The following is a 26,682-nucleotide window of genomic DNA, read 5'->3' as shown; positions in this document are numbered from 1 at the left end:
CCGGCCCCGGCCGCCCGCGCGGGGTCAGGCGTGTTCGGCGTCGAGCTCGACGGGTTCGGCGATGACGTCGACCATGGCGCCGTTGCGCAGCACGGTGATGGGCAGGGGCCGCCCGATCGCCTCGGCGAACATGAGCTTCTGCAGGGACTGGGCGTGCGAGACCGGTTTCCCGCCGGCGGTCAGGACCAGGTCCCCGCGGCGCAGCCCGGCCCGGTCGGCGGGGCTGGCGGGCACGACCTCGGCGACGCGCAGCGCCTCCTCCTGCCCGGTGCGGGCGCGCAGCGGCGAGGGGACGGGGACGGGCGCGGCGGCCAGCCCGAGGAACGCGCGGCGGACACGGCCGTCGCGGATGAGCGCGCCGATGATGCGGCGGGTGGTGGCGTTGATGGGGACGGCCAGCCCCAGGCCGATCCCGGCGACGGCGGTGCTGACGCCGACGACGCGGCCGTGGGCGTCGGCGAGCGCGCCGCCGGAGTTGCCGGGGTTGAGGGCGGCGTCGGTCTGGATGACGTCCTCGATGACGCGGACGGCGGTGCCGTTGCGGGTGGGCTGCGAGGCGGGCAGCGACCGGCCGAGGGCCGACACCACCCCGGCGGTGACCGATCCGGTGAGGCCGAGGGGGTTGCCGACGGCGACGACGAGCTGCCCGACGACCAGGGCGTCGCTGTCGCCGAGGGTGACCGGTTCGGGGACGGGGCCGTCGGCGCGGACGACGGCCAGGTCCGACAGGGGGTCGGTGCCGACCACGGTGAACGCGCCGGCGGCGCCGCCGGAGAACGCGGCCTGCCCGCCGGACGCGGCGCCGACGACGTGGGCGTTGGTGAGCAGGAACCCGTCGCCGGTGAACGCGACCGCCGACCCGGTGCCCTCGCCGCGGCGGTGCCGCACGCGCAGCGCGGCGACGCGCGGGGTCAGCTCGCGGGCGACGGCGGACACGACACGGGAGTAGGCGTCCAGCGGCGGGCCGCCGTCCTGGGGATCGGGGATCATCGCACCTCCCGGATGATTACATCGTTACACGGTAACCGCGGGAGGGGAAGAGGTGTTCCCGGCCGGCCCGCTAGCCGCCGCCGGCGTCGGCGTCGGCGTCGGCGTCGGCGTCGAGCTCGCCGCGCAGGACGCTGTACAGCACCTCGTCGCGGTACCGGCCGCCCAGGAAGCTGTAGCCGCGCATGACGCCCTCGCGGGTGAACCCGGCCTTCTCCAGGGCGCGCTGCTCGGCGACGTTGTCCACGTCGGTCTCGGCCTGGATCCGGTGGACGGGGCTGTGCGCGAACAGGTACCCGGCCAGGAGCCGCTGCGCGCGGGTGCCGGCGCCCCGCCCGCGCGCCTCGGGCATCAGCGAGATCCCGATGCTCCAGCACCACACCGCACCGGCGATGGGAACCCGCCGGTGGGACACCATGCCGAGCCGGTCGCCGCCGCGGACGACCAGGAGACTGCCGGTGTCCTCACCCAGCCAGCCGTCCTGCTCCCAGCGCCGCCGGAACCGCCGCGGGTCGCGCCACCCCTCCCACAGGAACGGGCCGCACAGATCCGGATCGGTGCGCAGGCGCTCGAAGAACCCCAGGTCGTCCTCAGCGATCGGCCGCAGCCGCACATGATCGTCCACGATGCTTCACGGTAGGCCCGCCGCGCCCCGCCCGCCACCGGACCCCGGGCGGCTCAGCGCAGGGTCGACAGGCCGCCGTCGACGTGGACGACCTGCCCCGTGACATAGGACGCGCGGTCCGACATCAGGAACACCACCACGTCGGCGACCTCCCACGCCGTCCCCTGCCGCCGCATCGGGACCAGCCCCGCGACACGGTCGCGGCCCTCGTTCCCCGACGACGCGTCCCGCCCCATCACGGTGTCGATGAGGCCGGGCGCCACGACGTTGGCGCGGACGCCGCGCGGCGCGCCCTCGGCGGCGATGTGACGCACCAGCCCCGCCAGGCCCGCCTTGGAGGCGTCATAGGACGGCGACCGCGACCCCGGCTTGGTCCCCGCCAGCGACCCGATGAACACCAGCGCCGCACCCGCCTCCAGCGCCGGCATCGCGGCCTTGCCGACCAGGAACGGGGCGCGCAGATTGACGTGCAGGACATGGTCCCAGTCGGCCAGGGCCGTGCCCGCCAGCCCGTACCCGGCGCCGATCCCGGCGTTGAACACCACCCCGTCCAGCCCGCCGAGCCGCTCGGCGGCCCGCGCGACGACCCGGTCGCACGACACCGGATCGGCGACGTCGGCGACGGCGACGCACGCCTCCCCGCCCTCGGCGGCGATCATCGCGGCGGTCCGCCCGGCGGCGGCCTCGTCGACGTCGGCGCACGCGACCCGGGCGCCCTCCCGCGCGGCCGTGATCGCGATGGCGCGGCCGTTGCCGACCGGCGCCGCCGGATCGTCGCTGGGACGCGTCCCCGCGCCGACGACCAGGATGCGGCGCCCCGGCAGCAGACCACCGCAGGAGGGGGAATCGGGCATGACCGGCACCGTAGCCGACACCGCCCCCACCCGCCCAGACCCAGGATCGCCGCCGCGGCCCGCCGCCCCGCCGCGGCGGCTAGGGTGCGGGGCATGGGCAGCGTCACGGGGACGTCCGGTGAACCGGTGGTGGTCGAACGCGCCGACGGCGCCGGCGGCGAACTGGTCCTGCGCCGCGCGGGCGCCCACTACGAGATCATCAGCAACGGCGTGTTCCTGATGGACACCCGCGGCGGCACGTCCGAACGGCTCCTGGTCCGCGCCGCGGCCGACGGCCTCGACGGCCCGGCGCGGCTGCTGATCGGCGGCCTCGGCGTCGGGTTCTCCCTCGCCGAGGCCCTCACTCTCCCGCAGGTCGCGCACGTCACCGTCGTCGAACGCGAACCCGAGGTGATCGGCTGGCACGCGGCCGAGCTGCGGCCCTGGTCACGCGGCGCCCTCGACGACCCCCGCGTCACCGTCGAACGCGCCGACCTGCTCGACTACCTCGCCGGCCCGCACGGCGGCCGGTTCGACGCGCTGTGCCTGGACATCGACAACGGCCCCGACTGGACGGTCACCCCCGGCAACGCCCGCCTGTACGCCGCCGGAGGCCTGGACCTGCTCGCCGGGCGGCTCACCCCGCGCGGCACGCTCGCGGTGTGGAGCGCGAACGCGGCACCGGCGTTCGAGACGCTGCTGCGCACCCGGTTCACCCGGGTCCGGGCCCGGCCGGTGCCGGTCCCGCGCGGCGAACCCGACGTCGTGTACCTGGCGTCCGGGCCCCGCCCCGCCGCACCCTGACCCCACCCCGCCACCGCGAAACCGCGCCTCCGGGCGTTCCGCACCGTCCCCGCACCGTCCCCGCACGTTCCGGTGACCCGCGTGAACCTACCCGTAAACCCCATTCGCTAGGTTTCGGGCTCACAACACCTATTTGGGAGGATCTGTGGCTACTGCCCACGCAGCCCAGCGGCGCCCCGCCGTCCTGGGCGACCTGCTGCCCGGTTCCCTGGCCCGCGACGCCGCCCTCGTCGCCGGCGCCGCCGCGTTCGTCGGCGCCGCCGCGCAGCTCGCGGTGCCGCTGCCCGGCACACCGGTCCCGGTCACCGGGCAGACCTTCGCGGTGCTGCTGACCGGCGCCGCGCTCGGCTTCGGCCGCGCCGGCCTCGGCATGATCGTGTACCTGCTGGCCGGGATGGCGGGCGTGCCCTGGTTCACCGACGCCGGATCCGGAACCGGCGCCCCGACCCTCGGGTACGTCATCGGATTCGTCGCCGCCGCGGCCGCCGTCGGCGCCCTCGCACAGCGCGGCGGCGACCGCACCCCCCTGCGCACCATCGCCACGATGCTCACCGGAACCGCCATCATGTACGCGGCCGGCGTCCCGTACCTCATGGCCTCCCTGCACGTCGACCTCAGCCGCGCCCTCGACCTCGGCGTCACCCCCTTCCTGGCCGGCGACGCGCTGAAGGTCCTCCTCGCGGCGGGCCTGCTGCCCGCGGCGTGGAAGCTCACCGGAGCCGCCCGCGGCCGCTGACCCCCGACCATGCCCGCCCGACCCGGACCCGCGCCCCGCGCATGCCCCCGGGACGGGCGGGCATGTCCACACCGGGCACACACCCCCGCCCGGCCAGGCCCCGCAGGACACGGCCCATGTGGCGCACACCTCACGGCACACCCCGCCCCGCCCGTTTGAACAGGTTCAAATCTGTCGTACAGTGGCATGCGTGAAGCTCGCCGTGACAGCACCGGACCGCCTGTCCGTCCGCACCGTCCCGGTCCCCGACCCGGGCGACCTCATCGCGCGGCTTCCGCACCCCGCCGCACTGGCCTGGATCCGCCACGGCGAAGGAATCGTCGGCTGGGGCGAAGCCGCCCGCCTCACCCTCCCCGGCGGCACCGACCGCTTCGCCGCCGCCGAACACCTCCTCCGCGAACTCTTCGACACCGCCGCCGTCGACGACCCCATCGCCCTCCCCGGCACCGGCCCCGTCGCCTTCGGCTCCTTCGGCTTCGACCCCAAATCCCCCGACTCCACCCTCATCATCCCCCGCCGCGTCCTCGGCCGCCGCGACGGCACCGCATGGCTCACCACCATCGGCGGCGACACCGACCCCCACACCCTCACCACCCCCCCGCACACCCCCGCCCACCTCCAATGGAGCGACGGCGCACTCCCCGAACACGCCTGGAAGGACACCGTCGCCGCCGCCGTCCACCGCATCAGGCAAGGCCGCCTCGGCAAAGTCGTCCTCGCCCGCGACCTCAACGTCCGCGCCGACACCCCCATCGACGCCCGCGTCCTGCTGCGCCGCCTCGCCGGCCGGTTCCCCGGCTGCTACACCTTCTCCTGCGCCGGCCTCGTCGGCGCCACCCCCGAACTCCTCATCCGCCGCACCGGCGACCACATCGAATCCCTCGTCCTGGCCGGCACCACCGCCCGCGGCACCGGCCCCGCCGACGACCACGCCCGCGCCCAGCACCTGTTCACCTCCGCCAAAGACCGCGAAGAACACCGCTACGCCGCCGACATGGTCCGCAACGCACTCACCCCCCTCTGCGCACACCTCACCGTCCCCGCCGAACCGGAACTGCTCACCCTCCCCAACCTCACCCACCTCGCCTCACCCGTCCGCGGACACCTCACCGCCGACCACTCCGTCCTCGACGTCGTCGCCGCCCTCCACCCCACCCCCGCCGTCTGCGGCACCCCCACCGACATCGCCATGGACCTCATCCGCGAACTCGAAGGCATGGACCGCGGCCGCTACGCCGGCCCCGTCGGCTGGGTCGACGCCCGCGGCGACGGCGAATGGGGCATCGCCCTGCGCTGCGCCGAAATCGACGGCACCCGCGCACGCCTGTTCGCCGGCTGCGGCATCGTCGCCGACTCCGACCCCGACGCCGAACTCGCCGAAGCCCGCACCAAATTCCACGCCATGCAATACGCCCTCCACGGCTGACCCCCCCAACAGCGACGATCACACCGCACCCACCGTCACAATCCCGGCGCACTCCATGTACGGTCATGGACGACCACGCAACACACAGACGGAGGACGAAGCACCGTGGACGTCGAACGGACCGCTTTGCCCGGCATCGGCCTGCAGCACGTCATGACCACCGCACGCGGCCGCCAGATCGGCGTCATCTCCCACCGCACCGGCCGCCGCGACCTGGTCATCTACGACAAAGAAGACCCCGACAGCTGCATCGCCACCGTCGCGCTGTCCGCCGACGAAGCCACCGCCATCGCCGAACTCCTCGGCACCGGCCGCATCATCGAACACCTCGCCGAACTCCACCGCCAAGTCGAAGGCCTCGTCACCGAACAGATCCCCATCGCCGCCGGATCCCCCTACGACGGACGCCCCCTCGGCGACACCCGCTCCCGCACCCGCACCGGCGCCTCCATCGTCGCAGTCGTCCGCGAAGGCCAGGTCATCGCCAGCCCCCGCCCCGACTTCACCTTCACCGCCGCGGACATCGTCGTCGCCGTAGGAACCGCCGAAGGAACCGCCGCCGTCGCCCAGATCCTCGCCAACGGCTGACCCGCGCATGACCTCTGCCGTTCAGCTCATCGAACTCGGCGCGATCATCCTGGCCCTCGGCCTCCTCGGCGCGGTATCCGTCCGCTTCTCCATCTCCCCCATCCCCCTCTACCTCATCGCCGGCCTCGCCTTCGGCTCCGGCGGCATCCTCCCCCTCACCACCAGCGAGAACTTCGTCGCCATCGGCGCCGAAGTCGGCGTCATCCTCCTGCTGTTCACCCTCGGCCTCGAATACACCGCCGACGAACTCGTCGGCACCCTGCGCACCTCCGCACCCGTCGGCCTCGCCGACCTCGCCCTCAACGCCGCCCCCGGCGTCGCCGCCGCCCTCCTCCTCGGCTGGGGCCCCGTCGCCGCCGTCGCCATGGGCGGCATCACCTACGTCACCTCCTCCGGCATCACCGCCAAAGTCATCGGCGACCTCGGCTGGCTCGGCAACAAGGAAACACCCGCCGTCCTGTCCATCCTGGTCTTCGAAGACCTCGCCATGGCCGCCTACCTGCCCATCCTCACCGCACTCCTCGCCGGCGCCGGACTCCTCGGCGGCGCCGCCGCACTCGGCATCGCCGCCGCCACCATCACCGCGATCCTCTACATCGCACTCCGCCACGGATCCCTCGTCGAACGCTTCGTCGCCTCCCCCAGCGAAGAAGTCCTCCTCCTCAAAGTCCTCGGCCTGACACTCCTCGTCGCCGGCGTCGCACAACAACTCCAGGTCTCGGCCGCCGTCGGAGCCTTCCTCGTCGGCATCGCCCTGTCCGGCAGCCTCGCCCACACCGCCCAGAAACTCCTCACACCGCTACGCGACCTCTTCGCAGCCGTGTTCTTCGTCTTCTTCGGCCTCCACACCGACCCCGGCGACCTGCCACCCGTCCTCGGCATCGCCGCCGCCCTCGCCCTCATCGGCGTCCTCACCAAAATGGGCAGCGGCTGGATCGCCGCACGCCACGCCCGCGTCGCCGTCACCGGACGCCTGCGCGCCGGCGCCGCCCTCGTCCCCCGCGGCGAATTCAACATCGTCATCGCAGGCCTGGCCGTCAGCGCCGGCGTCAGCGCCAACCTCGGCCCCCTCGCCGCCGCCTACGTCCTCATCCTCGCCGTCGCCGGACCCGTCCTCGCCCGCGGCACCGAACCCCTCGCCGGCCGCCTCCGCGCCCGCCGCACCAAACGCCGCGCCCCCCAGACCGACGACGACGTACCGCTCCCCGACACCCGCCTCAGCGACGAAGAAACCCACACCGCCGACGCCATCTGAACCACACCCCGCCGACCCCGCCGCCCTCACCCACCGGACACGGGCGGCTGGCAACCCGGACACCAGAACAGATTCCGAGCCGCCAGCTCCACCGTCCGCACCCGCGCCCCGCACACCAGACACGGCAGCCCCGCCCGCCGATACACGTACACCTCACCGCCATGACCGTCCACCCGCGGCGGCCGCCCCATCGCCTCCGGCATATGCTCCGGACGCACCGTGTCGATCCGCCCGTCCCGCACACCATCGGCCATCAACACCACCAGATCCGCCCAGATCGCCGCCCACTGCTCCGACGCCAGCCGACGCCCCGGCAACCGCGGATCGATCCCCTGCCGGAACAGCACCTCCGCCCGGTAGATGTTCCCCGGCCCCGCCACCACCGACTGATCCATCAACAGCACCGCGATCGGCGTCCGCGCACGACTCACACGCCGCCACGCCACCCCCGGATCGGCGTCCCCCCGCAACGGATCAGGCCCCAGCCGGTCACGCAACAGCTTCACATCACCCGGATCCAGCAACTCACACGTACTCGGCCCACGCAGATCCGCGTACCCGCCCCCACCCACCAGCCGCAGCCGCACCGCCCCCACCGGCACCGGCGCCGGCACCGCACCGAACACGAACCGCCCATAAATGCCGAGATGAACATGCAACGTCCGCTCATCATCGAACCCCAGCAGCAAATGCTTACCGTGCGCGTCCGCCACCACCAGAACACGCCCGTCCAGCCACGCCGCCCCATCGGCGAAACGGCCCTGCGGACTGGACGCGGCAACACGACGGCCGCCGAACATCCGCTGATGCTCGACGGCCAGACGATGAACGGTATGTCCCTCCGGCATGGCCGGAGCATAACCCGCCCTACCGCAGCGGCTCCCCCACCTCACGCATGTGACCCAGAGCCTGCCGGTACGACGCCACCAGACCCGTCTCCACGTAAGGAACACCGACCGCCGCGCAATGCTCGCGCACCAGCGGCCGCACACGCCGCAGACTGCACCGCGGCATGCTCGGGAACAGATGATGCTCGATCTGGTAGTTCAACCCGCCCATGAACCAGTCGGTGAACAACCCGCCGCGCACATTCCGCGACGTGAGGACCTGCCGACGCAGATGATCCCACCGCTCCCCCGGCTCGGGCATCGCCATGCCCTTGTGGTTCGGCGCGAACACCGCCCCCAGATGCACGCCGAACAACGCGTGCTGCAACGCGACCAGCACCAGCGCCTGCGCCGGAGGCAGCAGCGTGAACGCCAACGCCAGATACCCCACGGTATGAGCGACCAGCAGCCCACCCTCGACCAGCTGATCACGCCGCCGCCGGCCCCGCAGGAACAGCAGGCTGCCGACCTTCAGGTTCACACCCTCCAGCGTCAGCAGCGGGAAGAACAGCACCGCCTGATGCCGCGCCACCCACCGCAGCACACCGCGCTGCCGCCCGGCCTGCTCACCCGTCCACGCCAGGATCCCCTCCCCCACATCGGGGTCCTTCCCGACATGATTGGGGTTGGCGTGATGCCGGTTGTGCTTGTCGCTCCACCAGCCGTGCCCCATCCCGAGCAGCAAGTTCCCCAGCAGCAGCCCCAGCCACCGGTTCCCCCTGGCGCTGCGGGCGATCTGCCGGTGCCCGGCGTCATGGCCGAGGAACCCCGTCCGGGCAGCCAGGACGGCCAGCGGAACACCGAGCAGGACCGTCCACCACCCGTCCCCCGCCCAGGCCACCGCGCCCCAGACCGCGGCCGTGGCGGCCAGGTTCAGCCCGATCGCCCGCACGTAGTAGCCGGGACGGCGGTCCAGCAGCCCGCTCTCGCGGACGCGCCGCGCCAGCGGCGCGAAGTCGCTGCCGGCCGACCGGCCCGGCGGAGCGGGCGGAACGGGCGGGGCGTGCAGGGTTGAGGGCATGAAGCCTCCATTCGCTGAACGGGGGGACGACTGATTTCAAAGCTACGGAGTGTGACACCGGTCGGTCACCCCGCTACGGAGCCATCCGCGGACTGGCTCCCAGGTCCCGGGTACGTCCCCGGACGCATCCCGGCCCGCCAAGCCGGGCCTGCCAGTCACAGGAGTGCCGGCTCCCTGTCCCGGTACTGCTACCTCCACATCACGCCCTCAAACAGAACGGGCCCCTGGGCAGAAGACGGGACACGGCAGCCATATAGGCTCACAATCCATGGACGACGGTACGCGGTGGATCGAATTGGACGGTGCGGTCAACGCCCGTGACCTGGGCGGACTGCCCACCGCCGACGGGCGGACGACACGGCGGGCACGGGTGCTGCGCTCGGACAACCTCCAGGACCTCTCGGTCGCCGACGTGCGGCTCCTCCTCGACGACTACGGCCTCAAGAACGTCATCGACCTGCGCAGCGACGCCGAGGTGCACCTCGAAGGCACCGGGCCGCTGTCACGGGTGGCGTCCGTCACCGTCCACCAGCTGTCCCTGTTCCCCGAGGGGGGACGCCACACCGACGTCGCCGCCGACACCGACACCGCCGATGCCGGCGCCGTGGACGTGGACCGGGTGCTGCCCTGGCAGGAACGACCCGCGGGCGGCCCCGAGACGGACCGCCCGGTCGGCCACTACCTCGGCTACCTCAACGACCGCGGCGACTCCATCGTCACCGCCCTCCGCGTCATGACGCGCACCGACGGGGCGTCCCTGGTGCACTGCGCCGCCGGCAAGGACCGCACGGGCGTGGTGTGCGCCGTCGCCCTGGACGTCGCCGGGGTCACCCGCGAAGCGATCGTCTCCGACTACGCCCTGACCGGCGAACGGCTGGAGGCGATCCTGCGCCGCCTGCGCGCCAGCGACACCTATGCCGCCGACCTCGACTCGCGCCCCGCCGACTCCCACCGCCCCCACGCGGCGATCATGGAGAAGCTCCTCGCCCGGGTCGACGAGCAGTTCGGCGGGACGACCGGCTGGCTGTCCGGCCACGGCTGGACCGCCGACGACACCGACGCTCTCCGCACCCGCCTCCTCGGCTGACCCCCTGGTCCCACCACACGATTGATGGTTCCCTTGCTGTGGTCTGTTTGGTTTTGGAGTTTGGGAGATAATCTCAAGCTCGGCGCCTTTACGTTGTAAATTGAAAGGTGAAGCGAACGGGGGGCCGGCGGTAGGCGGGTTTCGGGCCGCCGGTCAGGCGAGGACTTCGCGGACGGCGGCGTGGGCGGCCTTGCGCATCTCGGCGTGCAGCGCGGCGTTCGCGTTCCGGTCCGTCCGGGCCTCCACGATCCGCAGCCCCTCCCCCGCCAGCGCGGCCGGCACCTCCGCCGCGGCGTCCAGGCGCCGGTACGGGACGCCGTGCGCGGCGGCGACCGCCTCCAGGTCCACCTGGTGGGGGGTGCCGAAGACCCGCTCGAACGGGTCGGCCAGCGCCGCCTGCGGCAGCAGCGAGAAGATCCCGCCGCCCTGGTTGTTCACCACCACGATCGTCAGATCGGGACGCCGGTCCCGCGGGCCGAGGATCAGCCCGTTCTGGTCGTGCAGGAACGCCAGGTCGCCGAGCAGCGCGAACGAGCGGCCGCTGTGGGCCAGCGCCGCGCCGATCGCCGTCGACACCAGCCCGTCGATGCCGCTGGCGCCCCGGTTGGCCAGGATCCGGATGCCGCGCCGCGGCCGCATCACCTGGTCCAGGTCGCGGATCGGCATGCTCGCCGCCGCGAGCAGCAGCGACCCGCCCGGCAGCGCGGCGACCAGGTCGCGCGCCAGCCGCGGCTCGCTCACCTCCGGCACCGAGTCCAGCACCCCGTCCACCGCCGCGGCGGCGGCCAGGTCCGCGGTACGCCACGACTTCAGCCACGCGTCGTCGCCCGACACCACCGGGATCTCCACCTCCGGCGCCACCTGCGTCGCCGACCGGACCGGGTCGGGCCAGTGCGCCAGATCCGGCGCCAGGACGATGTGCTCCTCGGCGCGGCGCAGCAGCGACAGCAGCGGACGCGACAGCCCCGGCTTGCCCAGCGTCACCACCACCTCCGGGCGGTGCCGCTCCACGAACTCCGGGACCCCCAGCAGGAAATGATGCGACGACAGCGCGTGGTCGCCGTAGCGGGCGTTGCCCTGCGGCTCGGCCAGCACGGGCCAGCCGGCCATCGACGCCGCCGCCACGTAACGCTTGACGTTGGACGCGCCGTCCCCGACCACGAGCACGCCGCGGCGCGTCGGCGGGACGTGCAGCACCGACCCGGGCGTCGCCGGACGCACCTTCGTCCACGCGCCCGTCGCGTCACCGTCGAGGGGCTCGCACCACGACTCGTCACCGTCGGGGATCAGCGGCTCCCGGAACGCCGCGTTCAGATGCACCGGGCCCGGCACCGGCGCCCGCGTCAGCCCCCACGCGCGGCTCACCAGCGACCGCCAGTACGCCACCATGCCCGGACGGTTCTCCGGGACGCCGATCTCGGTGCACCACCGCACCGCCGTCCCGTACAGCTTCACCTGGTCGATCGTCTGGTTCGCGCCGGTGTCGCGCAGCTCCGGCGGACGGTCCGCGGTGATCACGATCAGCGGCACACCCGACTCGTGCGCCTCGATCACCGCCGGATGGAAGTTCGCCGCCGCCGTCCCCGACGTGCACACCAGCGCCACCGGCCGCCCCGACCGCTTCGCCATGCCGAGGCCGAGGAACGACGCCGACCGCTCGTCGATCCGCACATGCAGCCGGACCCGGTCCGCCTCCGCCGCGGCGTGCAGCGCCAGCGCCAGCGGCGCCGAACGCGACCCCGGCGCGAGGACCGCGTCGGTCATCCCGCAGCGCAGCAGTTCGTCGACCAGGACGGTCGCCAGCGCCGTCGCCGGGTTCACCGCGCCGCCTCGATCACCGCGGGCCCGCCCAGCCGCGCCTGCGCCTCGGCGGCCCGGTCCCGCCACTGCGGACCGGGCACCTCCCAGCGGCGCAGCGCCGCCTCGTCCACCACGGGCCGCCGCACTCCGATCTCCCCCGCCACCGGCCACAGCGGATCACCGACGACGTCGCCCTCCAGCAGCGACAGCGTCCCCAGCCCGCACGCGTACGGCAGCTCCGGCAGCGCGGCGGCCAGCGCCACCCCCGCCGCCAGCCCCACCGACGTCTCCACCGCGCTCGACACCACCACCGGCAGCCCGCACGCCTCCGCGACCCGCAGCGCCGCGGCGACCCCGCCGAGCGGCTGCACCTTCAGCACCGCCACGTCGGCGGCGCCCGCGGCCCGCACCTTCATCGGGTCCTCGGCGCGGCGGATCGACTCGTCCGCCGCGACCGGCACGTCCACCCGCAGCCGCACCCGCGCCAGCTCCTCCAGGGTCGCGCAGGGCTGCTCGACGTACTCCAGCTCCCACCGGTCCAGCGACCGGATCATCCGCGCCGCGTGATCGACGTCCCAGCCGCCGTTGACGTCCACCCGCACCCGGCCGTCCGGGCCGATCGCGTCGCGGACGGCCTCCACCCGCGCCAGGTCGTCGGCGTCGGACTGGCCGCGCTCGGCGACCTTGACCTTCGCGGTGCGGCACCCGGACGCCTTGGTCATCTCGAAAGCGCGCTCCGGACCGACCGCCGGGATCGTCACGTTCACCGGGATCCGGTCGCGGACGGGCGCCGGCCAGCCCTCCCGGGCCGCCTCGCGGGCGGCGGCGAGCCACCGGGCGCACTCGGCCGGGCCGTACTCGGGGAACGGCGAGAACTCCGCCCATCCGGCGGGGCCCTCGATCAGGACGCCCTCCCGCCGCGTGACACCGCGGAACCGCGTCCGCATCGGGATGGAGTAGACCCGCACCCGCCAGACCCCCAGACCTGCACGCCGAATCACGGTATTCCGGATCACACCGTGCGTTCGGACATTTAGTAGTACCACGGGTAGCGGGACCAGTCGGGATCCCGCTTCTCCAGGAACGAGTCGCGCCCCTCGGCGGCCTCGTCGGTGCCGTAGGCCAGCCGCGTCGCCTCCCCGGCGAACACCTGCTGCCCGACCAGACCGTCGTCGACCAGGTTGAACGCGTACTTCAGCATCCGCTGCGCCGTCGGGCTCTTCCCGTTGACCTTCCGCCCCCACTCCAGCGCCGTCGCCTCCAGCTCCGCGTGCGGGACGACCGCGTTGACCATGCCCATCCGGTGCGCCGCCTCCGCGTCGTAGGTGTCGCCGAGGAAGAAGATCTCACGGGCGAACTTCTGCCCCACCTGCCGTGCCAGGTACGCCGACCCGAAACCGCCGTCGAAGCTCGCCACGTCCGCGTCGGTCTGCTTGAACCTGGCGTGCTCGCGGCTCGCGATCGTGAGGTCGCACACGACGTGCAGGCTGTGCCCGCCGCCCGCCGCCCAGCCGGGCACCACGCAGATGACGACCTTGCCCATGAACCGGATCAGCCGCTGCACCTCCAGGATGTGCAGCCGCCCGGCGCGCGCCGGGTCGATCGTCTCCGACGTCTCCCCCTCGGCGTACCGGTAGCCGTCCCTGCCCCGGATGCGCTGGTCGCCGCCGGAGCAGAACGACCACCCGCCGTCCTTCGGCGACGGCCCGTTCCCCGTCAGCAGCACGCATCCGATGTCGCTCGACATCCGCGCGTGGTCCAGCGCCCGGTACAGCTCGTCCACCGTGTGGGGACGGAACGCGTTGCGCACCTCGGGCCGGTTGAACGCCACCCGGACCGTGCCGTGGCCGAGGGCACGGTGGTAGGTGATGTCGGTGAAGCCGAATCCCTCGACCTCTTTCCAGGCGTCCGCGTTAAACAGCTCCGAGACCATGTCTTCCTCTCCGCTAGGGCGACCGCGCCGGCCGGGGTCGCGGCGGTCGTCCCCATTCAACCCGCCTTGGATTCGAACACGTTCAGCGGGGTCGTCTACCCTGATGAGATCATGGATCGCCCGCTGCACGCCGCCGTTCTTCCGCCGGGACCCCGCCTGTTCCGGGCCCTGGCCGGCGCCCTCGACGGCGGCCCGGCGATCTGCCCCCTCTCCCCCGGCCTGCCCGCGGCCGCGCTGCGCGGCCTCCTGGACGCCCTGGCCCCCGACGCGATCGAGACGCCGGACGGGCCCGTCGCGCACTCCCCCGGCACCGGCCGCACCCCCGTCGCCGCCGGCACCGCCGTGCTGATCGCCACGTCCGGCTCCACCGGCGCCCCCAAGTTCGTCGAGCTGGGCGCCGCCGCGCTGCGCCACTCCGCCGCCGGCACCCTGGACCGCATCGGGGCCGCGCCGGGCGACCGGTGGCTGTGCTGCGTGCCCACCAGCCACATCTCCGGCGTCCAGGTCCTCGTCCGTTCCCTCGTCGCCGGAACCGACCCGATCATCACGCCCCGGTTCGACCCCGCCGCCGTGGCCGCGGCGGACGGCGCGCACGTCTCGCTCGTGCCGACCCAGCTGCGCCGCCTGCTGGACGCCGGGACCGACCTGTCGCGGCTCGGCGCGATCGTCCTCGGCGGCGCCGCCGCCGCGCCCGGCCTGCTCGCGGAGGCCCGCGGCCGCGGCGCCCGCGTCTTCGCCACCTACGGGATGAGCGAGACCTGCGGCGGCTGCGTCTACAACGGGACGCCCCTGCCCGGCATGCGCGTCGCGGTCGGGGACGACGGCCGGATCCGGCTCGCGGGCCCGTCCCTGTTCACCGGCTACCGGCTGCGGCCGCGGGACACCGCCGAGGCCAGGGACGGCGAATGGTTCGTCACCCAGGATCTCGGCGTCCTGGAGGACGGCCGGCTCCGCGTCCGCGGCCGGCTCGACGACGTGATCAACACCGGCGGGGAGAAGGTCGTCGCCGGCGAGGTCGCCGCCGCCCTGTCCCGCCACCCGAAGGTCCGCGACGTCGTCGTGGTCGGGCGCCCCGACCCCGAGTGGGGCGAGCGGGTCACCGCCGTGGTCGTCCCCGCCCCCGGCCCGGGGGGCGCACCGGAGCTGACGGAACTGCGCGCCTTCGTCCGCGAGACGATGCCCGGCCACGCCGCGCCGCGCGAACTGGAGCTGGTGGAGGCCATCCCGCTGCTGGCGTCCGGGAAGCCCGACCGTGCCCGCCTGCGCTCGGCTGCTTCCTGATGCCCGGTGGTTTTCGTCACGTCGTCGCGACTTTCGCCCTTTACGCAGTAAGGTAGATCTAGGCTACGTTTACCCGTGTGAGATGGCCCTTCCCGGGCACCACGGCCTTCTGCATCGCTCCCTCACGCTCCCCTGCGGACCGCCGGACACCGGGCTCCGGGAACAATCGCCCGGTCGTGCGACGTTCCGTTAAGTGCGTGCGCCACCAGCGAACAACAATCCGCGCCGCACCCACACACCGAAGGGAGAGGGGTGTCCCCATGCCGCGAAGCGCCGTCGAGACCCCGCTCACGGAGTCGGCGGGCCCCGCGCTCGACGACCTCCTCAAGCGTGGCCGCGCCCAAGGGCGCCTCTCACTCGACGAGGTGAGGGGGGCCTTCGAAACGGCCGGCATCAGCCCGGCCCAGGGCCGTTCCATCCTGCGCGAGCTGTCCGAGGCCGGGATCAGCCTGGCCGGCGAGTCCGACACCGTCCGCAAGATGGCCGCGGCCGCCGACCACAACGGAGGGGACACCGCCCACGCGGCGCCGGGCCCCGCCAAGCGCACCCCCCGCAAGAAGGCCGCCGGGACCGCCGGGAAGGGCGCCGCCGCCGGGGACGCCCCGGACGAGGGTTTCGAGGTCACCGACATCGAGGCCGACGAGCCCGCCGACCTCGACGACCAGTCGACCACCATGGGCGACTCGGTCCACACCTACCTCAAGGCCATCGGCCGCCGCCAGCTGCTCACCGCCGAGCAGGAGGTCGACCTCGCCAAGCGCATCGAGGCCGGTCTGTACGCCGAGCACAAGCTGGAGACCGAGGACCTCGCGCCCCGGCGGCGCGCCGACCTGGAATGGGTCGCCGCCGACGGCCGCCGCGCCAAGGCCCACATGCTGGAGGCCAACCTCCGGCTCGTGGTGTCGGTCGCCAAGAAGTACTCCGACCGGGGCCTGTCGCTGCTGGACGTCGTCCAGGAGGGCAACCTCGGCCTGATCCGCGCGGTCGAGAAGTTCGACTACTCCAAGGGCTACAAGTTCTCCACGTACGCGATGTGGTGGATCCGGCAGGCCATACAGCGCGGCTTCGCCGACTCGGCCCGCACGATCCGTCTGCCCGTGCACGTCCTGGAGATGCTGAGCAAGCTCAGCCGCGTCGAACGCGACATGCACCAGCGGCTGGGCCGCGAGCCCACCCCGGAGGAGCTGGCCACCGAGCTGGACAAGAGCCCCGAGCAGATCCGCGAGCTGCTGCGCACCAGCCGCCAGCCGATCAGCCTGGACTCCACGATCGGCGAGGACGGCGAGACCCGCATCGGCGACCTCATCGAGGACACCGACAGCCCCGAGGCGTCCGAGCTGGTCGACCGGCAGCTGATGGCCGACCAGCTGCGCCGCACCCTCGACATCCTGTCCCCCCGCGAAGCCAAGATCATGGCGATGCGGTTCGGGCTGTACGACGGGACGCCCCGCACCCTCGACGAGATCGGCAGGGCCCTCGGGCTGACCCGCGAGCGGATCCGCCAGCTGGAGAAGGAGTCGCTGTCGAAGCTGCGGCACCCCAGCAACGCCCGCCCGCTGCTGGACTACGCCGTCTGACCCGCGCAGAACGCACTGGAGGGCCCGCGGTCCGGCGGGCCCTTCGATGTTCAGTCGGAGTGGCGGAACTCCAGGATCGCCACGCCCATCAGGCCCACGCCCATGCCCACGACGATGACGAGCTCCAGCCAGACCGGGACGACCCAGCCGTTCCAGGTGACGCCCGGGTTGAACGTCCGCTGGAGCGCGGGCGACAGGTCCAGGCGGGCGAAGACCGCCTGGCGCATCGGGTCGACGGCGTAGGTGAGCGGGTTCAGCCGGGTGAGGACGCTCAGCCACGTGGGCAGCCCGTTCAGCGGGTACAGCGCGCCCGACAGGAACATCATCGGCATCATCGCCATCTGCATGAGGGCGAAGAACGACTGCATCTGCTTGATCCGGGCGGCCATCATCACGCCGAAGCCGGTCAGCGCGAACGCCCCGAGGAACATCAGGCCCATCAGCTCGGCCAGCAGCAGCGGGTCGTAGGGGACGCCGGCCAGGCCCGCGAGCGCCACGATCACCGCGCCCTGCAGGGTCGCCACGAGCGCCCCGCCGATGCACTTGCCGATCACGATGGCGCTGCGGCTGACGGGGGCGACGAGCATCTCGCGCAGGAACCCGAACTCGCGGTCCCACACGATCGACCCCGCGGAGAACATCGCGGTGAACATCACCGACATCGCGCACACGCCCGGGAAGAGGAACGTCTTCAGGTCGATGTCGCTTCCGGCTCCCCCGGTGGCCATCAGGTTGGACAGGCCGGTGCCCATGACCAGAAGCCACAGCACCGGCTGGACGAGGCCGGAGACCATCCGCAGCTTGTCGCGCCAGAACCGCAGCAGCTCCCGGTGCAGGACGATCTTCACGGCGCGCACGTCCTGCCGCAGGCCCGGCTCGGGCACCCGGACGCGGACGACGTCGGCGACCGGGCCGGCCGCCCTGGTGGAACCCGCCATCGTCATCTCCTCATCGCGCGCATCGTCATGCGCATGCGGTCGCTCGACCCGGCCTCGGCGTCACGGATCGTCGAGCCGGTGAAGGACATGAACACATCGTCCAGCGACGGCCGGGACACGTTCACCGACCGGATCGGGACGCCCAGCCCGGCGAACAGCCTCGGCACGAACGCCTCGCCGGAGGCCACCGAGAACGCGACGGCGCCCTCGGACATGACCGCCTCCAGATCGAACCGCTCTGTGATCGCGGCGATCGCGGCCTCGTCGTCGGCGGTCTGGATGCGCACCCGGTCCTTGCCGACGCCGGCCTTGAGCGCCTCGGGGGTGTCCAGCGCGACGATCGTCCCCGAGTCCATGATCGCGATGCGGTCGCAGAACTCCGCCTCGTCCATGTAGTGCGTCGTCATGAAGATCGTGATCTCTTCGGCCTCCTTGAGCTGCCCGATGTAGTCCCAGATCGACGACCGGGTCTGCGGGTCGAGGCCGACGGTCGGCTCGTCCAGGAACAGCACCCGCGGCGAGTGCAGCAGCCCCCGGGCGATCTCCAGGCGGCGTTTCATGCCGCCGGAGTAGTTCTGCACCAGGTCACCGCGCCGGTCCCACAGCCCGACCATCTCCAGCACCTGCCGCATGCGCTCGCCCATGACCGCCCGCGGCACCCCGTACAGCTCGGCGTGGAAGCGCAGGTTCTGCTCCCCCGACAGGTAGCCGTCGAGCGTCGGGTCCTGGAACACCAGCCCGATGTTGCGGCGCACGCTGTCGCGCTCGCGCACCACGTCGTGCCCGGCCACCAGGGCGCGGCCGCCGGTGGGCTTCAGGAGCGTGCAGAGCATGTTGATCGTGGTGGACTTGCCCGCGCCGTTCGGGCCGAGGAACCCGAAGATCTCCCCCGGCCGCACGGTGAACTCGATCCCCCGCACCGCCTCCACGTCGCCGAACCGTCTGGTCAGGCCGTCGACCTCGACGGCCGGGTCCCCCTCCGGCATCGGGCCTCCCTCCGCATCGGGAACAGACCCATATTTTGGGCCATCCAACGGTAGGAGTACCCTATCTCTCACGTCAAGAGAGATTGACACCGCCTAGCAGCCCCGAGGAGTGGGACGTGGAGGATCGGCCCGACCCGCTGTACGACTCGCCCGGCTACCTGATGTTCGAGATGGTGCGGCTCGTCCGCCGCACCGCGGCGCGGAAGTTCCCCGGCCAGCCGCGGTGGCCGCGGCTGCTCGTCCTGTGGTGCGTCGGCCGGTTCGGGCCGCTGTCGCAGCGGGAGGTCGCCGAGCGCCTCAGCATGGACGCCGGCGACCTGGTCGGCATCGTGGACGCGCTGGAGGAGGCCGGCCACGTCGAGCGGCGCCGCGACCCCGGGGACCGGCGCCGGTACGCGCTGGAGATCACCGAGGACGGCCGGACGTCCCTCGGCGAGAGCCTCGACGCCCGCATGCGCCTCAACGAGATGCTGTTCGAGCCCCTGTCACCGGACGAGCGGCGGCTGTTCAAGGAGATGATCCTGCGGATCCTCGCCCACCACGACGAGCGCTTCGCCGGGCACTGCCCCGCGCCCGCACCGCCCTGTCAGGACACCGGCGCCGGGATCCCCGGCCGCAGGCGGGCCTCGTCGTAGCGGCGCAGCACCAGCCGGGCGGCGGCGTCGTGCGCGCCGATCGGCGGGGCGACCGCGTCGGCGCCGCACGCGCTCATCCGGTCGTGGAAACGGCCGGGGGCCAGCAGGTAGGACGCCACCGCCACGCGGCCCGCGCCGCCGCGCCGCAGGCCCGCCACGACCGCGTCCAGCGCCGGCCCGCCCGCGGCGACGAACCCGTACGGGACGGGCCGGCGCAGCCGCCGCGCCAGCAGCCGCGCCGCCGCCCGCACGTCGGCGGCGCCCGCCGGGTCGGCGGACCCCGCCGCGCCGAGGACCACGGTGTCCGTCCGGCGCGGCGGGAGAACGGTGTTCAGCCGGTCGGCCAGCGCGCCGGCCAGCAGGGCGTCCGGGCCGAGCGGCCGGGCCGTCACCGCCGCCCGCGGCAGCCGGGCCGCCCGGTCCGGGATGTCGATCAGCGCGTGGTAGCCGCGCGCCAGCAGCAGCGGGACGACCACCACGGGGCCGCCGCCCAGCCCGGCCGCGGCGTCCTCCAGCGACGGCGCGGACAGCTCCCCGTACGCCTCGGCGACCCGCAGGCCCGGCCGCAGGGCCCGCACCCGGGCCAGCAGGTCCCGGGTGACGGCGGGCCCGGCCGGGTCCCGGGTGCCGTGCGCGACGGCCAGCAGCGCGGGAACCGGCGCCCCCGCGGCCCGCGGCCGGGCGGCGGTGTCAGCCACCGGCGCCCGCCCGGAGCCGGTCGGCGGGCCGCGGGTCGCACGCCAGCCGGTAGCCGCGCTTGACGACGGTCTCCACGATGCCGGGGCGGCCGAGACCGCGCCGCAGCCGCGCCACGGCCATCTCCACCGCGTGCTCGTCGGCCTGCGGCCGCGCCTCCCGCGGCCGGACCTCCCGCGCCCATCCGTCCCTGGGCCCGGTGCCGCCCGCGACCAGCCGGCTCGGCAGGACGCCGCACAGCTCCGCCCGCGACACCACATGCCCGGGGCGCCGCGCGAGCGCCCGCAGGATCGCCATCGGCGCGGGCGCGATCGGCCGCAGCTGACCGTCCAGGACGACGGCGTGCCCGCGCAGCTCCAGCGAGAACCCGTGCACCGACAGCCGCCGCGACCGGCGCCTCGGCAGGTCCGACACCAGGGCCCGCACCAGCGCGCCGAGCCTGGCCCGTTCCGGCTGGACGGTCGGGACGCCGCGGCCGGTGAGCGCCCGCGCGGTGACGGGCCCCACGCATCCCGCCACCACCTGGCCGCGCATGGCCTCCAGCAGCGCCTCCTCCAGCCCGTCCTCGGCGGCGACGGCCAGCGTCGCGGCCACCGCCGGCGCGCTGGTGAACGTGATCGCGTCGACCGTGCCGGCGACGGCCTGGCCGACGAGCCGGCGCAGCGGCGTGGAGTCCTCGGTCCGCGACCACCGGTACACCGGGATCTCGATCACCTCGGCGCCCGCGGCGCGCAGCGCCCCGGTCAGCTCCGGCTGCCGCTCCCCGTACAGCTGGACCGCCACCCGCGCACCGGCGAGGTCCTCCTGCAGCAGGCGCCGGATCACCTCGGCGCACTCCTCCGACTCCGGCGACCAGCGTTCCCGCAGGCCCGCCGACCGGATCGCGCCGCGCGCCTTCGGGCCGCGCGCCACGATGCCGCTGGCGGCCAGCCGGGCGACGAGAGCGTCCCGCATCCCCCACCCGTCGGCCGCCTCCAGCCAGGCCCGGAACCCGATCCCGGTGGTGACGACGACGTGGTCGAGGCGGCCGCCGGCGCACGCCCGGGTGGCCTCCAGCAGCTCGGCGTCGTCGGCGAGCGGGACCAGGCGGATGGCCGGGGCGAGCACGACCCGGGCCCCGTGCCGCTCAAGGAGCGTCGCGAGCTCCTCGTGGCGGCGGGCCGCGGTCACGGCGACGGCGAACCCGGCCAGCGGCTCACTGCCGGTGCTCATCGGGGAGGGCCACCTCCACCCGGTCGCCGGCGCGGCGGACCGGGAAGGCCGGCAGCGCAACCCGGGGATCGTCCAGGCACGCCCCGGTCCGCAGGTCGAACACCTGCTTGTACATGGGGGACGCGACGGTCGGCGTGCCGTCCCGGGTGCCGAGGATCCCCCGCGACAGCACGTAGGCGCCGCTGAACGGGTCGAGGTTCGACAGCGCGTACAGGGCGCCGTCGAAGACCCGGAAGATCGCCACCTGCGTCCCCTCGACCATCGCGCAGGCGCCGCGCTCGGGAGTCAGGTCGGCGTAGGAGCAGATGTCGAACCACCGGGCCGCGCCGGGCCGGGCAGCGGGCCGTGCCGCCGTGCCTCTGGTGATCGTCGCTTCGGGTGTCGTGGTCATCGCGCGGCAACCTCCTGGCGGGAACGTGTCGCCGGGACCGCTGCCGTCCGCGCGTGACTCCGCGTGCGCGCGGCCCCGACGTTCATGCACCGATCCTCGGCAGGGGCCGTTTCGCGGTTGGGTCCCCTTTGTCACCGGCGTGTTAAAAGGCGCTCACGTCTCCGGGCGGGACCGCCGGTTCGAGGCGGACGGCGCAGACCTTGAACTCCGGCATCCGCGAAACCGGGTCGAGGGCCGGGTTGGTGAGCAGGTTCGCGCGGCCCTCCCCCGCCCAGTGAAACGGGATGAAGACGGTGTCGGGGCGGATGGCGTCGGTGAGCCGCGCCCGGACGGTCGCCGCCCCGCGGCGGCTCTCCACCCGCACCTCGGCGCCGTCCTCGATGCCGAGCCGTTCCGCGAGGTCGGGATGCAGCTCGACGAACGGCCCCGGCGCGGCCTCGGCCAGCGACGCGACGCGCCGGGTCTGCGCGCCGGACTGGTACTGCGCGAGGACGCGCCCGGTGGTCAGGTAGACGGGGTGGTCCTCGTCCACGTCCTCGTCGGGGCCGTGATGCTCGGCCGGGACGAACCGCGCCCGCCCGTCCGGTGTGGGGAAGCGGTCGAGGCAGGGCCTCGGGGTCCCGGGATGGTCCTCCGACGGGCAGGGCCAGAACACCCCGCCCTCCGCCTCGATCCGCTCGTAGGTGATGCCGGAGTAGTCGGCGATCCCGCCCGCGCTGGCGCGGCGCAGCTCGCCGAACACCGCCGCCGGGTCGGCGCTCCACTCCCCCGGCGCCTTGAGCCGTTCGGCGAGCGCGCCGATGATCTCCAGGTCGGTGCGGACGCCGTCCGGCGGCGCGACGGCCCGGCGCCGGCGCAGCACCCGGCCCTCCAGGTTCGTCATCGTCCCGGACTCCTCCGCCCACTGCGCGGCGGGCAGCAGCACGTCGGCGCGCCGCGCGGTCTCCGAGGGCACGAAGTCGGCCACCACCAGCAGGTCGAGGGCGGCGAGCCGGTCCTCCACGGCCGCGGCGCGGGGCGCCGACACCACCGGGTTCGACCCGAACACCAGCAGCGCCTTCGGACCGCCGCCGGTGCCGAGCGCCGACAGCAGCTCGTACGCCGAACGCCCGGGGCCCGGCAGGGTGTCCGGGTCCACGCCCCACACCCCCGCGACGTGCGCGCGGGCCGCCGGGTCGTCGATCCTCCGGTAGCCGGGGAGCTGGTCGGCCTTCTGCCCGTGCTCGCGTCCGCCCTGCCCGTTGCCCTGCCCGGTCAGGCACCCGTAGCCCGAGCCCGCGCGGCCCGGCAGCCCGAGCGCGAGCGCCAGGTTGATGAACGCGCTCACCATGTCGGTGCCGCGGGCGTGCTGCTCGGCGCCCCGCGCGGTGAGGACGTGGGCGCGGCCGGCCCGGGCGAGCAGCCGGACGGCCTCCCGCATCCGCGGGACGGGCACACCGGTGATCCGCTCCACCCGGTCCGGCCAGTACGCGTTCACGACCGTCCGGACGGCGCCGAACCCGGTGGTCCGGGCGGCGATGTAGTCCTCGTCGGCCAGTCCCTCGGAGATCAGCAGGTGCAGCAGCCCGTTGGCGAGGGCGATGTCGGTGCCGGGCGTGGGCTGCAGGTGCAGGTCGGCCTGGCGGGCCGTGGCGGTGCGGCGCGGGTCCACGACGATGAGGGCGCCGCCGCCGTCGCGCATCTCGGTCAGGTGCCGCATGAACGGCGGCATCGTCTCGGCCGGGTTCCCGCCGGCGATCAGCACGGCGCCGGACGCCGCCAGGTCCGTGACGGGGCCGGGCAGCCCGCGGTCCATCCCGAACGCCCGGCCGGACGCCGCCGCGGCCGACGACATGCAGAACCGGCCGTTGTAGTCGATCTGCGACGTGCCGAGCGCCACCCGGGCGAACTTGCCGAGCTGGTAGGCCTTCTCGTTCGTCAGCCCGCCGCCGCCGAACACCGCGACGGCGTCCGGCCCGTGCAGGTCCCGGAGCCGCCCCGCCTCCGCGGCGACGCGGCCGAGCGCCTCGTCCCACGTGCAGGGCTCCAGCGGCGCGTCCCGGACGCGGCGCATCATCGGCGTGGTCAGCCGGTCCGGGACGGTGAGCAGCTCCGCGGCCGTCCAGCCCTTCTGGCACAGCCCGCCGCGGTTGGCGGGCACGTCGTCGCGCGGCGTCACCCGCACCGTGTCCCCGCTGGTTCCCGTGCCGTCCCGGCCGAGGGTCATGCCGCATTGCAGGGCGCAGTACGGACAGTGCGCAGGAGTCCCGATCATGCACCGAGCCTCGGCGGGCGCCGTTTCGGCGGCGAGTCCCCGATGTGACTCCAGCGTTAAATGCCGTTCACGCCGCGCGTTCGCCCAGGCCGGACGGCCCGCGCCGCCCCGCGGCGCGGCCCGGGCCGGTGGCCTTGACGATCGCGGGTCAAGCGTTGTTGATCCCGGTCATGGCCCTTTCGTCGCCATTCAACCGGTTATCGAACGGATTCGTGGCGGCGCGGCGGTCGCGCGGACGGATGCGGCCCCGCCACCGCCCGGCCCGGACCACCGTACGATGATCACACCTAACCTCGGTACATGCCCGACCTTGCTTACTACGCCTCACTGCCGCGCTCCCGCGGCGCCGCGGCGGCGCTCCTCCTGGACGACCTCGGGCGGGTCCTGCTGGTCAAGCCCACCTACAGCGAGGGCTGGTACCTGCCCGGCGGGGTCATCGAGACCGACGAGTCCCCCCTGTCGGCCTGCGTGCGCGAATGCGAGGAGGAACTCGGCCTCGTCCCCCGCCTGAACGGCCTGGCCTGCGTCGACTGGGGTTCGCCGCGCGACGACGGCGTCGACTCCGTCAACGTGTTCGTCTTCGGCGGCACCATCACCGGTGCGGAGATCGCCGCGATCCGGCTGCCGCCCGAGGAACTGTCCGACCACATCCTCGTGGCGCCGGAGAAGATCCCCGAACTGGCGCCGCCGCACGTGGCACGCCGGATGGACCCCAGCCTGCGGGCCATGGCCGACGGCCGCGCCGTCTACCTCGAGGACGGCCGCGAGCAGCCGTTCGGCGCCCGCCCGGCCGGGCCGCCCGGCTGAGCCGCCCCGCGCAGTCCGGGTCTCCCCGCCCGCCGGGCCGCGCCTAGGCGGGCACGGCGTCCTTGGCCTGCCGTCCGCGTTCCGGATCGGCGGCGCGGGCGCAGTGCGCGCAGCAGTAGAAGTGGCCGTCCACGTCAATGCCGTGCCCCATGATTCGGCACTGGCAGTTCTCGCACACCGGCGCCATCCGGTTGATCGCGCACTCGAACGAGTCGAACGTGTGCACCGCGCCCTGCGCGTGAACCTCGAACGCCATCTCGTAGTCGTTGCCGCAGACCTCACAGGTCGCCATCGGTCCTGTCTCCGTTCCCCCGCCGCCTCGCGTTTCCGTCCAGGCTGCTCTACCCAGGCCGGGACGGGCTACCCTCTCACCCGGCCCGGCCGCCGGAACGAACGGCGGCCGGGCCGGGTCAGACGCCGGCGTCGGCGAGGCTCGCCCGCGCCGGGCCGGCGCCCGCCTTCCGCATGTAGGCGGCCCAGGTGAGCGCGACGCACACGCCGTAGAAGACGGCCAAGACGATCAGCGCCGGGCCGATCCCGCCCGTCCGCTCCAGCGAGACGCGGAACGTCTGCTGGATGAGCACCCCGCCGAACGCCCCGACGGCGGAGATGAGGCCGATCGCCGCGGAGGCGTCCCGCCGGGCGGTCCGCAGCGCCCGGCGCAGCGCCGGCTCGTCGCCGGGCTCCAGCCCCGCCAGCGTGTGCGTCTTGAAGATCGCCGGGATCATCTTGAACGTCGAGCCGTTCCCCACACCGGTGGCGGCGAACACCCACAGGAACGCTCCGAGGAACAGCGGCCAGGACCCGGCGGCCACCGCGGCCCAGACGGCCACGACGCCGAACCCCATGCCCAGGAAGTTCCAGAAGGTCACCGCGGTGCCGCCGAACCTGTCGGCCAGCCAGCCCCCGAGCGGCCGCGCGGCCGACCCGATCAGGGCGCCGAGCCAGATGTAGTCCGACGCCTGGACGCCGGAGAACTGCGCCTTGATCAGCACGCCGAACGAGAAGGAGTAGCCGATGAACGAGCCGAACGTCCCGATGTACAGCACCGACATCACGATCGTGTGCGGGCGCATCGAGATCCGCCCCATCTCCCGCAGCGTGTACGCCTGGGCCGCCCCGGACAGGTTGTTCATGAACAGGTACGCCCCGGCCGCCGCGGCCAGCACCAGCGGCATCCACACCCAGCCGAGCGCGACCAGTCCGAAGGCCGCGATCAGCGGCGGCATGGTCAGCTGGGTCACGCTGACTCCCACGTTCCCGCCGGCCGCGTTCAGGCCGAGCGGCAGGCCCTGCCTGTCGGTCGGGTAGAAGTGCGTGATGTTCGACATCGAGGAGGCGAAGTTGCCCCCGCCGAGCCCCGTCGCGGCGGCGATCAGCAGCAGCGCCCAGTACGGCAGCCCGGGATTCTCGATCGCGTAGACGAACAGCCCGCACGGGACGAGGAGCAGCAGCGCGCTGGCGAGCGTCCAGTTGCGCCCCCCGAACCGCGCCGGGGCGAAGGTGTAGGGGATGCGGAGCGCCGCCCCCGTCAGGTTCGGCAGCGTGGTCAGCCACAGCACCTGCCCCACCGACAGAGCCGTGCCGTTGTCGGCCAGGTACAGCACGGCGATGCTCCACAGCAGCCACACGCAGAAGCCCAGATGCTCGGTGAAGATCGAGAACACCAGGTTGCGCGCCGCCACCTTCCGGCCGGTCTCCGCCCAGAACGCATCGTCGTCGGGCTCCCAGTGGTCGATCCACCGGCCACCCCTCCCGGCGGCGGCCCGCCGGGAGGTCTCGTCGGTGAGCAGCGTCATGGCCGTCTCCTCCAGGTGTCGTAAAGGCCCCGGTCACGGAAACCGGGACGTCGCGAACACTCGGAGAAGTTAGGGACGCCGGGTTACACGCCCGGTCGGATCCTGTACCCGCCGTGCTACATCG

Annotated in this window: 26 protein-coding genes; 10 read left to right on the top strand and 16 right to left on the bottom strand. The window is 73.7% G+C overall.

Going from position 1 to position 26,682, the window contains the following annotated elements:
• Positions 1–24: 24 nt before the first annotated feature.
• The 3 genes from ACTWPP_RS20560 to ACTWPP_RS20550 form a co-directional block, all read right to left on the bottom strand.
• Entirely contained in the window at positions 25–990 is a 966-nt protein-coding gene (locus ACTWPP_RS20560) for a S1C family serine protease (RefSeq protein ID WP_443105915.1), read from the bottom strand.
• 70 nt (positions 991–1,060) lie between these two features.
• Complete coding sequence (locus ACTWPP_RS20555) at positions 1,061–1,612, bottom strand: GNAT family N-acetyltransferase (protein ID WP_443105914.1); 552 nt, start codon at positions 1,610–1,612, stop codon at positions 1,061–1,063.
• 53 nt (positions 1,613–1,665) lie between these two features.
• Positions 1,666–2,466, bottom strand: coding sequence for an SDR family NAD(P)-dependent oxidoreductase (locus tag ACTWPP_RS20550; protein ID WP_443105913.1), 801 nt, complete (start codon positions 2,464–2,466; stop codon positions 1,666–1,668).
• 93 nt (positions 2,467–2,559) lie between these two features.
• Here ACTWPP_RS20550 and ACTWPP_RS20545 point away from each other — a divergent pair, with 93 nt between their 5' ends.
• From ACTWPP_RS20545 to ACTWPP_RS20525, 5 genes are all read left to right on the top strand, one after another.
• The gene (locus tag ACTWPP_RS20545; RefSeq protein WP_443105912.1) at positions 2,560–3,249 is read left to right on the top strand and encodes a spermidine synthase; all 690 of its coding nucleotides are present in this window, start codon (positions 2,560–2,562) and stop codon (positions 3,247–3,249) included.
• Positions 3,250–3,394: 145 nt separating this feature from the next.
• On the top strand, positions 3,395–3,985 hold the full coding sequence (locus ACTWPP_RS20540) for a biotin transporter BioY (RefSeq protein WP_443105911.1): 591 nt from the start codon (positions 3,395–3,397) through the stop codon (positions 3,983–3,985).
• 190 nt (positions 3,986–4,175) lie between these two features.
• Positions 4,176–5,411 carry an isochorismate synthase gene (locus ACTWPP_RS20535; protein WP_443105910.1) on the top strand — a complete coding sequence of 412 codons (1,236 nt, stop codon included), beginning with the start codon at positions 4,176–4,178 and terminating at the stop codon, positions 5,409–5,411.
• Positions 5,412–5,516: 105 nt separating this feature from the next.
• On the top strand, positions 5,517–5,999 hold the full coding sequence (locus tag ACTWPP_RS20530) for a cation:proton antiporter regulatory subunit (protein WP_443105909.1): 483 nt from the start codon (positions 5,517–5,519) through the stop codon (positions 5,997–5,999).
• A gap of 7 nt (positions 6,000–6,006) precedes the next feature.
• Positions 6,007–7,254 (top strand): cation:proton antiporter, encoded by a 1,248-nt coding sequence (locus ACTWPP_RS20525; RefSeq protein ID WP_443105908.1) that lies wholly within the window; start codon positions 6,007–6,009, stop codon positions 7,252–7,254.
• A gap of 26 nt (positions 7,255–7,280) precedes the next feature.
• On the opposite strand, the gene ACTWPP_RS20520 is transcribed toward ACTWPP_RS20525, so the two are convergent.
• On the bottom strand, positions 7,281–8,102 hold the full coding sequence (locus ACTWPP_RS20520; RefSeq protein WP_443105907.1) for an Fpg/Nei family DNA glycosylase: 822 nt from the start codon (positions 8,100–8,102) through the stop codon (positions 7,281–7,283).
• A 19-nt stretch (positions 8,103–8,121) separates the two neighbouring features.
• A complete protein-coding gene (locus tag ACTWPP_RS20515) occupies positions 8,122–9,162 on the bottom strand; it encodes a fatty acid desaturase family protein (protein ID WP_443105906.1) in 1,041 nt (346 codons plus the stop codon).
• A gap of 268 nt (positions 9,163–9,430) precedes the next feature.
• Here ACTWPP_RS20515 and ACTWPP_RS20510 point away from each other — a divergent pair, with 268 nt between their 5' ends.
• Positions 9,431–10,249 (top strand): tyrosine-protein phosphatase, encoded by an 819-nt coding sequence (locus tag ACTWPP_RS20510; protein ID WP_443105905.1) that lies wholly within the window; start codon positions 9,431–9,433, stop codon positions 10,247–10,249.
• A gap of 153 nt (positions 10,250–10,402) precedes the next feature.
• On the opposite strand, the gene menD is transcribed toward ACTWPP_RS20510, so the two are convergent.
• The 3 genes from menD to ACTWPP_RS20495 all read right to left on the bottom strand — a co-directional run bounded on the left by menD (position 10,403) and on the right by ACTWPP_RS20495 (position 13,982).
• Positions 10,403–12,070 (bottom strand): 2-succinyl-5-enolpyruvyl-6-hydroxy-3-cyclohexene-1-carboxylic-acid synthase, encoded by a 1,668-nt coding sequence (gene menD / locus ACTWPP_RS20505; RefSeq protein WP_443105904.1) that lies wholly within the window; start codon positions 12,068–12,070, stop codon positions 10,403–10,405.
• Entirely contained in the window at positions 12,067–13,017 is a 951-nt protein-coding gene (locus tag ACTWPP_RS20500) for an o-succinylbenzoate synthase (protein WP_443105903.1), read from the bottom strand. The genes menD and ACTWPP_RS20500 overlap by 4 nt, the downstream gene beginning before the upstream one ends.
• A 65-nt stretch (positions 13,018–13,082) precedes the next feature.
• The gene (locus ACTWPP_RS20495) at positions 13,083–13,982 is read right to left on the bottom strand and encodes a 1,4-dihydroxy-2-naphthoyl-CoA synthase (protein WP_443105902.1); all 900 of its coding nucleotides are present in this window, start codon (positions 13,980–13,982) and stop codon (positions 13,083–13,085) included.
• 111 nt (positions 13,983–14,093) lie between these two features.
• Here ACTWPP_RS20495 and ACTWPP_RS20490 point away from each other — a divergent pair, with 111 nt between their 5' ends.
• Together ACTWPP_RS20490 and ACTWPP_RS20485 are read left to right on the top strand one after the other, a co-directional pair.
• Positions 14,094–15,263 carry an AMP-binding protein gene (locus ACTWPP_RS20490; protein WP_443105901.1) on the top strand — a complete coding sequence of 390 codons (1,170 nt, stop codon included), beginning with the start codon at positions 14,094–14,096 and terminating at the stop codon, positions 15,261–15,263.
• 260 nt (positions 15,264–15,523) lie between these two features.
• Positions 15,524–16,840 carry a sigma-70 family RNA polymerase sigma factor gene (locus ACTWPP_RS20485; protein WP_443105900.1) on the top strand — a complete coding sequence of 439 codons (1,317 nt, stop codon included), beginning with the start codon at positions 15,524–15,526 and terminating at the stop codon, positions 16,838–16,840.
• Positions 16,841–16,890: 50 nt separating this feature from the next.
• Here the strand turns inward: ACTWPP_RS20485 and ACTWPP_RS20480 are convergent, their stop codons facing one another.
• Together ACTWPP_RS20480 and ACTWPP_RS20475 are read right to left on the bottom strand one after the other, a co-directional pair.
• Positions 16,891–17,778, bottom strand: coding sequence for an ABC transporter permease (locus ACTWPP_RS20480; RefSeq protein WP_443105899.1), 888 nt, complete (start codon positions 17,776–17,778; stop codon positions 16,891–16,893).
• A gap of 2 nt (positions 17,779–17,780) precedes the next feature.
• A complete protein-coding gene (locus ACTWPP_RS20475) occupies positions 17,781–18,764 on the bottom strand; it encodes an ATP-binding cassette domain-containing protein (RefSeq protein ID WP_443105898.1) in 984 nt (327 codons plus the stop codon).
• Between the two features lie 116 nt (positions 18,765–18,880).
• On the opposite strand from ACTWPP_RS20475, the gene ACTWPP_RS20470 reads away from it, so the two are divergent.
• Positions 18,881–19,399: a MarR family winged helix-turn-helix transcriptional regulator gene (locus tag ACTWPP_RS20470; protein ID WP_443105897.1), complete on the top strand. Its 519-nt coding sequence runs from the start codon at positions 18,881–18,883 to the stop codon at positions 19,397–19,399.
• On the opposite strand, the gene ACTWPP_RS20465 is transcribed toward ACTWPP_RS20470, so the two are convergent.
• The 4 genes from ACTWPP_RS20465 to ACTWPP_RS20450 form a co-directional block, all read right to left on the bottom strand.
• Positions 19,351–20,097 carry a sirohydrochlorin chelatase gene (locus ACTWPP_RS20465; RefSeq protein WP_443105896.1) on the bottom strand — a complete coding sequence of 249 codons (747 nt, stop codon included), beginning with the start codon at positions 20,095–20,097 and terminating at the stop codon, positions 19,351–19,353. The genes ACTWPP_RS20470 and ACTWPP_RS20465 overlap by 49 nt on opposite strands.
• Positions 20,090–21,307 (bottom strand): uroporphyrinogen-III synthase, encoded by a 1,218-nt coding sequence (locus ACTWPP_RS20460; RefSeq protein ID WP_443105895.1) that lies wholly within the window; start codon positions 21,305–21,307, stop codon positions 20,090–20,092. The genes ACTWPP_RS20465 and ACTWPP_RS20460 overlap by 8 nt, the downstream gene beginning before the upstream one ends.
• Positions 21,291–21,698 carry a nitrite reductase small subunit NirD gene (nirD, locus tag ACTWPP_RS20455; RefSeq protein WP_443105894.1) on the bottom strand — a complete coding sequence of 136 codons (408 nt, stop codon included), beginning with the start codon at positions 21,696–21,698 and terminating at the stop codon, positions 21,291–21,293. Before nirD ends, ACTWPP_RS20460 begins: the two co-directional genes overlap by 17 nt.
• Before the next feature lie 142 nt (positions 21,699–21,840).
• Complete coding sequence (locus tag ACTWPP_RS20450) at positions 21,841–23,952, bottom strand: molybdopterin oxidoreductase family protein (RefSeq protein WP_443105893.1); 2,112 nt, start codon at positions 23,950–23,952, stop codon at positions 21,841–21,843.
• A gap of 300 nt (positions 23,953–24,252) precedes the next feature.
• Here ACTWPP_RS20450 and ACTWPP_RS20445 point away from each other — a divergent pair, with 300 nt between their 5' ends.
• Entirely contained in the window at positions 24,253–24,759 is a 507-nt protein-coding gene (locus ACTWPP_RS20445) for an NUDIX domain-containing protein (protein ID WP_443105892.1), read from the top strand.
• 43 nt (positions 24,760–24,802) lie between these two features.
• On the opposite strand, the gene ACTWPP_RS20440 is transcribed toward ACTWPP_RS20445, so the two are convergent.
• Together ACTWPP_RS20440 and ACTWPP_RS20435 are read right to left on the bottom strand one after the other, a co-directional pair.
• Positions 24,803–25,051 (bottom strand): hypothetical protein, encoded by a 249-nt coding sequence (locus ACTWPP_RS20440; RefSeq protein WP_443105891.1) that lies wholly within the window; start codon positions 25,049–25,051, stop codon positions 24,803–24,805.
• Positions 25,052–25,169: 118 nt separating this feature from the next.
• On the bottom strand, positions 25,170–26,558 hold the full coding sequence (locus tag ACTWPP_RS20435; RefSeq protein WP_443105890.1) for an MFS transporter: 1,389 nt from the start codon (positions 26,556–26,558) through the stop codon (positions 25,170–25,172).
• Positions 26,559–26,682: the final 124 nt, after the last annotated feature.

Source organism: Actinomadura sp. 3N407 (assembly GCF_052245875.1).
Taxonomy (GTDB): domain Bacteria; phylum Actinomycetota; class Actinomycetes; order Streptosporangiales; family Streptosporangiaceae; genus Spirillospora.
Note: the sequence above shows the minus strand (reverse complement) of the source record. Positions and strands in the feature narration are given on the sequence as shown.

Coding starts and splice junctions, on each gene's coding strand:
- ACTWPP_RS20445 (WP_443105892.1), top strand. CDS start 24,253: ATGCCCGACCTTGCTTACTACGCCTCACTGCCGCGCTCCCGCGGCGCC.
- nirD (WP_443105894.1), bottom strand. CDS start 21,698: ATGACCACGACACCCGAAGCGACGATCACCAGAGGCACGGCGGCACGG.
- ACTWPP_RS20485 (WP_443105900.1), top strand. CDS start 15,524: ATGCCGCGAAGCGCCGTCGAGACCCCGCTCACGGAGTCGGCGGGCCCC.
- ACTWPP_RS20490 (WP_443105901.1), top strand. CDS start 14,094: ATGGATCGCCCGCTGCACGCCGCCGTTCTTCCGCCGGGACCCCGCCTG.
- ACTWPP_RS20560 (WP_443105915.1), bottom strand. CDS start 990: ATGATCCCCGATCCCCAGGACGGCGGCCCGCCGCTGGACGCCTACTCC.
- ACTWPP_RS20435 (WP_443105890.1), bottom strand. CDS start 26,558: ATGACGCTGCTCACCGACGAGACCTCCCGGCGGGCCGCCGCCGGGAGG.
- ACTWPP_RS20525 (WP_443105908.1), top strand. CDS start 6,007: ATGACCTCTGCCGTTCAGCTCATCGAACTCGGCGCGATCATCCTGGCC.
- ACTWPP_RS20515 (WP_443105906.1), bottom strand. CDS start 9,162: ATGCCCTCAACCCTGCACGCCCCGCCCGTTCCGCCCGCTCCGCCGGGC.
- ACTWPP_RS20520 (WP_443105907.1), bottom strand. CDS start 8,102: ATGCCGGAGGGACATACCGTTCATCGTCTGGCCGTCGAGCATCAGCGG.
- ACTWPP_RS20510 (WP_443105905.1), top strand. CDS start 9,431: ATGGACGACGGTACGCGGTGGATCGAATTGGACGGTGCGGTCAACGCC.
- ACTWPP_RS20460 (WP_443105895.1), bottom strand. CDS start 21,307: ATGAGCACCGGCAGTGAGCCGCTGGCCGGGTTCGCCGTCGCCGTGACC.
- ACTWPP_RS20475 (WP_443105898.1), bottom strand. CDS start 18,764: ATGCCGGAGGGGGACCCGGCCGTCGAGGTCGACGGCCTGACCAGACGG.
- ACTWPP_RS20480 (WP_443105899.1), bottom strand. CDS start 17,778: ATGGCGGGTTCCACCAGGGCGGCCGGCCCGGTCGCCGACGTCGTCCGC.
- ACTWPP_RS20545 (WP_443105912.1), top strand. CDS start 2,560: ATGGGCAGCGTCACGGGGACGTCCGGTGAACCGGTGGTGGTCGAACGC.
- ACTWPP_RS20440 (WP_443105891.1), bottom strand. CDS start 25,051: ATGGCGACCTGTGAGGTCTGCGGCAACGACTACGAGATGGCGTTCGAG.
- ACTWPP_RS20495 (WP_443105902.1), bottom strand. CDS start 13,982: ATGGTCTCGGAGCTGTTTAACGCGGACGCCTGGAAAGAGGTCGAGGGA.
- ACTWPP_RS20550 (WP_443105913.1), bottom strand. CDS start 2,466: ATGCCCGATTCCCCCTCCTGCGGTGGTCTGCTGCCGGGGCGCCGCATC.
- ACTWPP_RS20450 (WP_443105893.1), bottom strand. CDS start 23,952: ATGATCGGGACTCCTGCGCACTGTCCGTACTGCGCCCTGCAATGCGGC.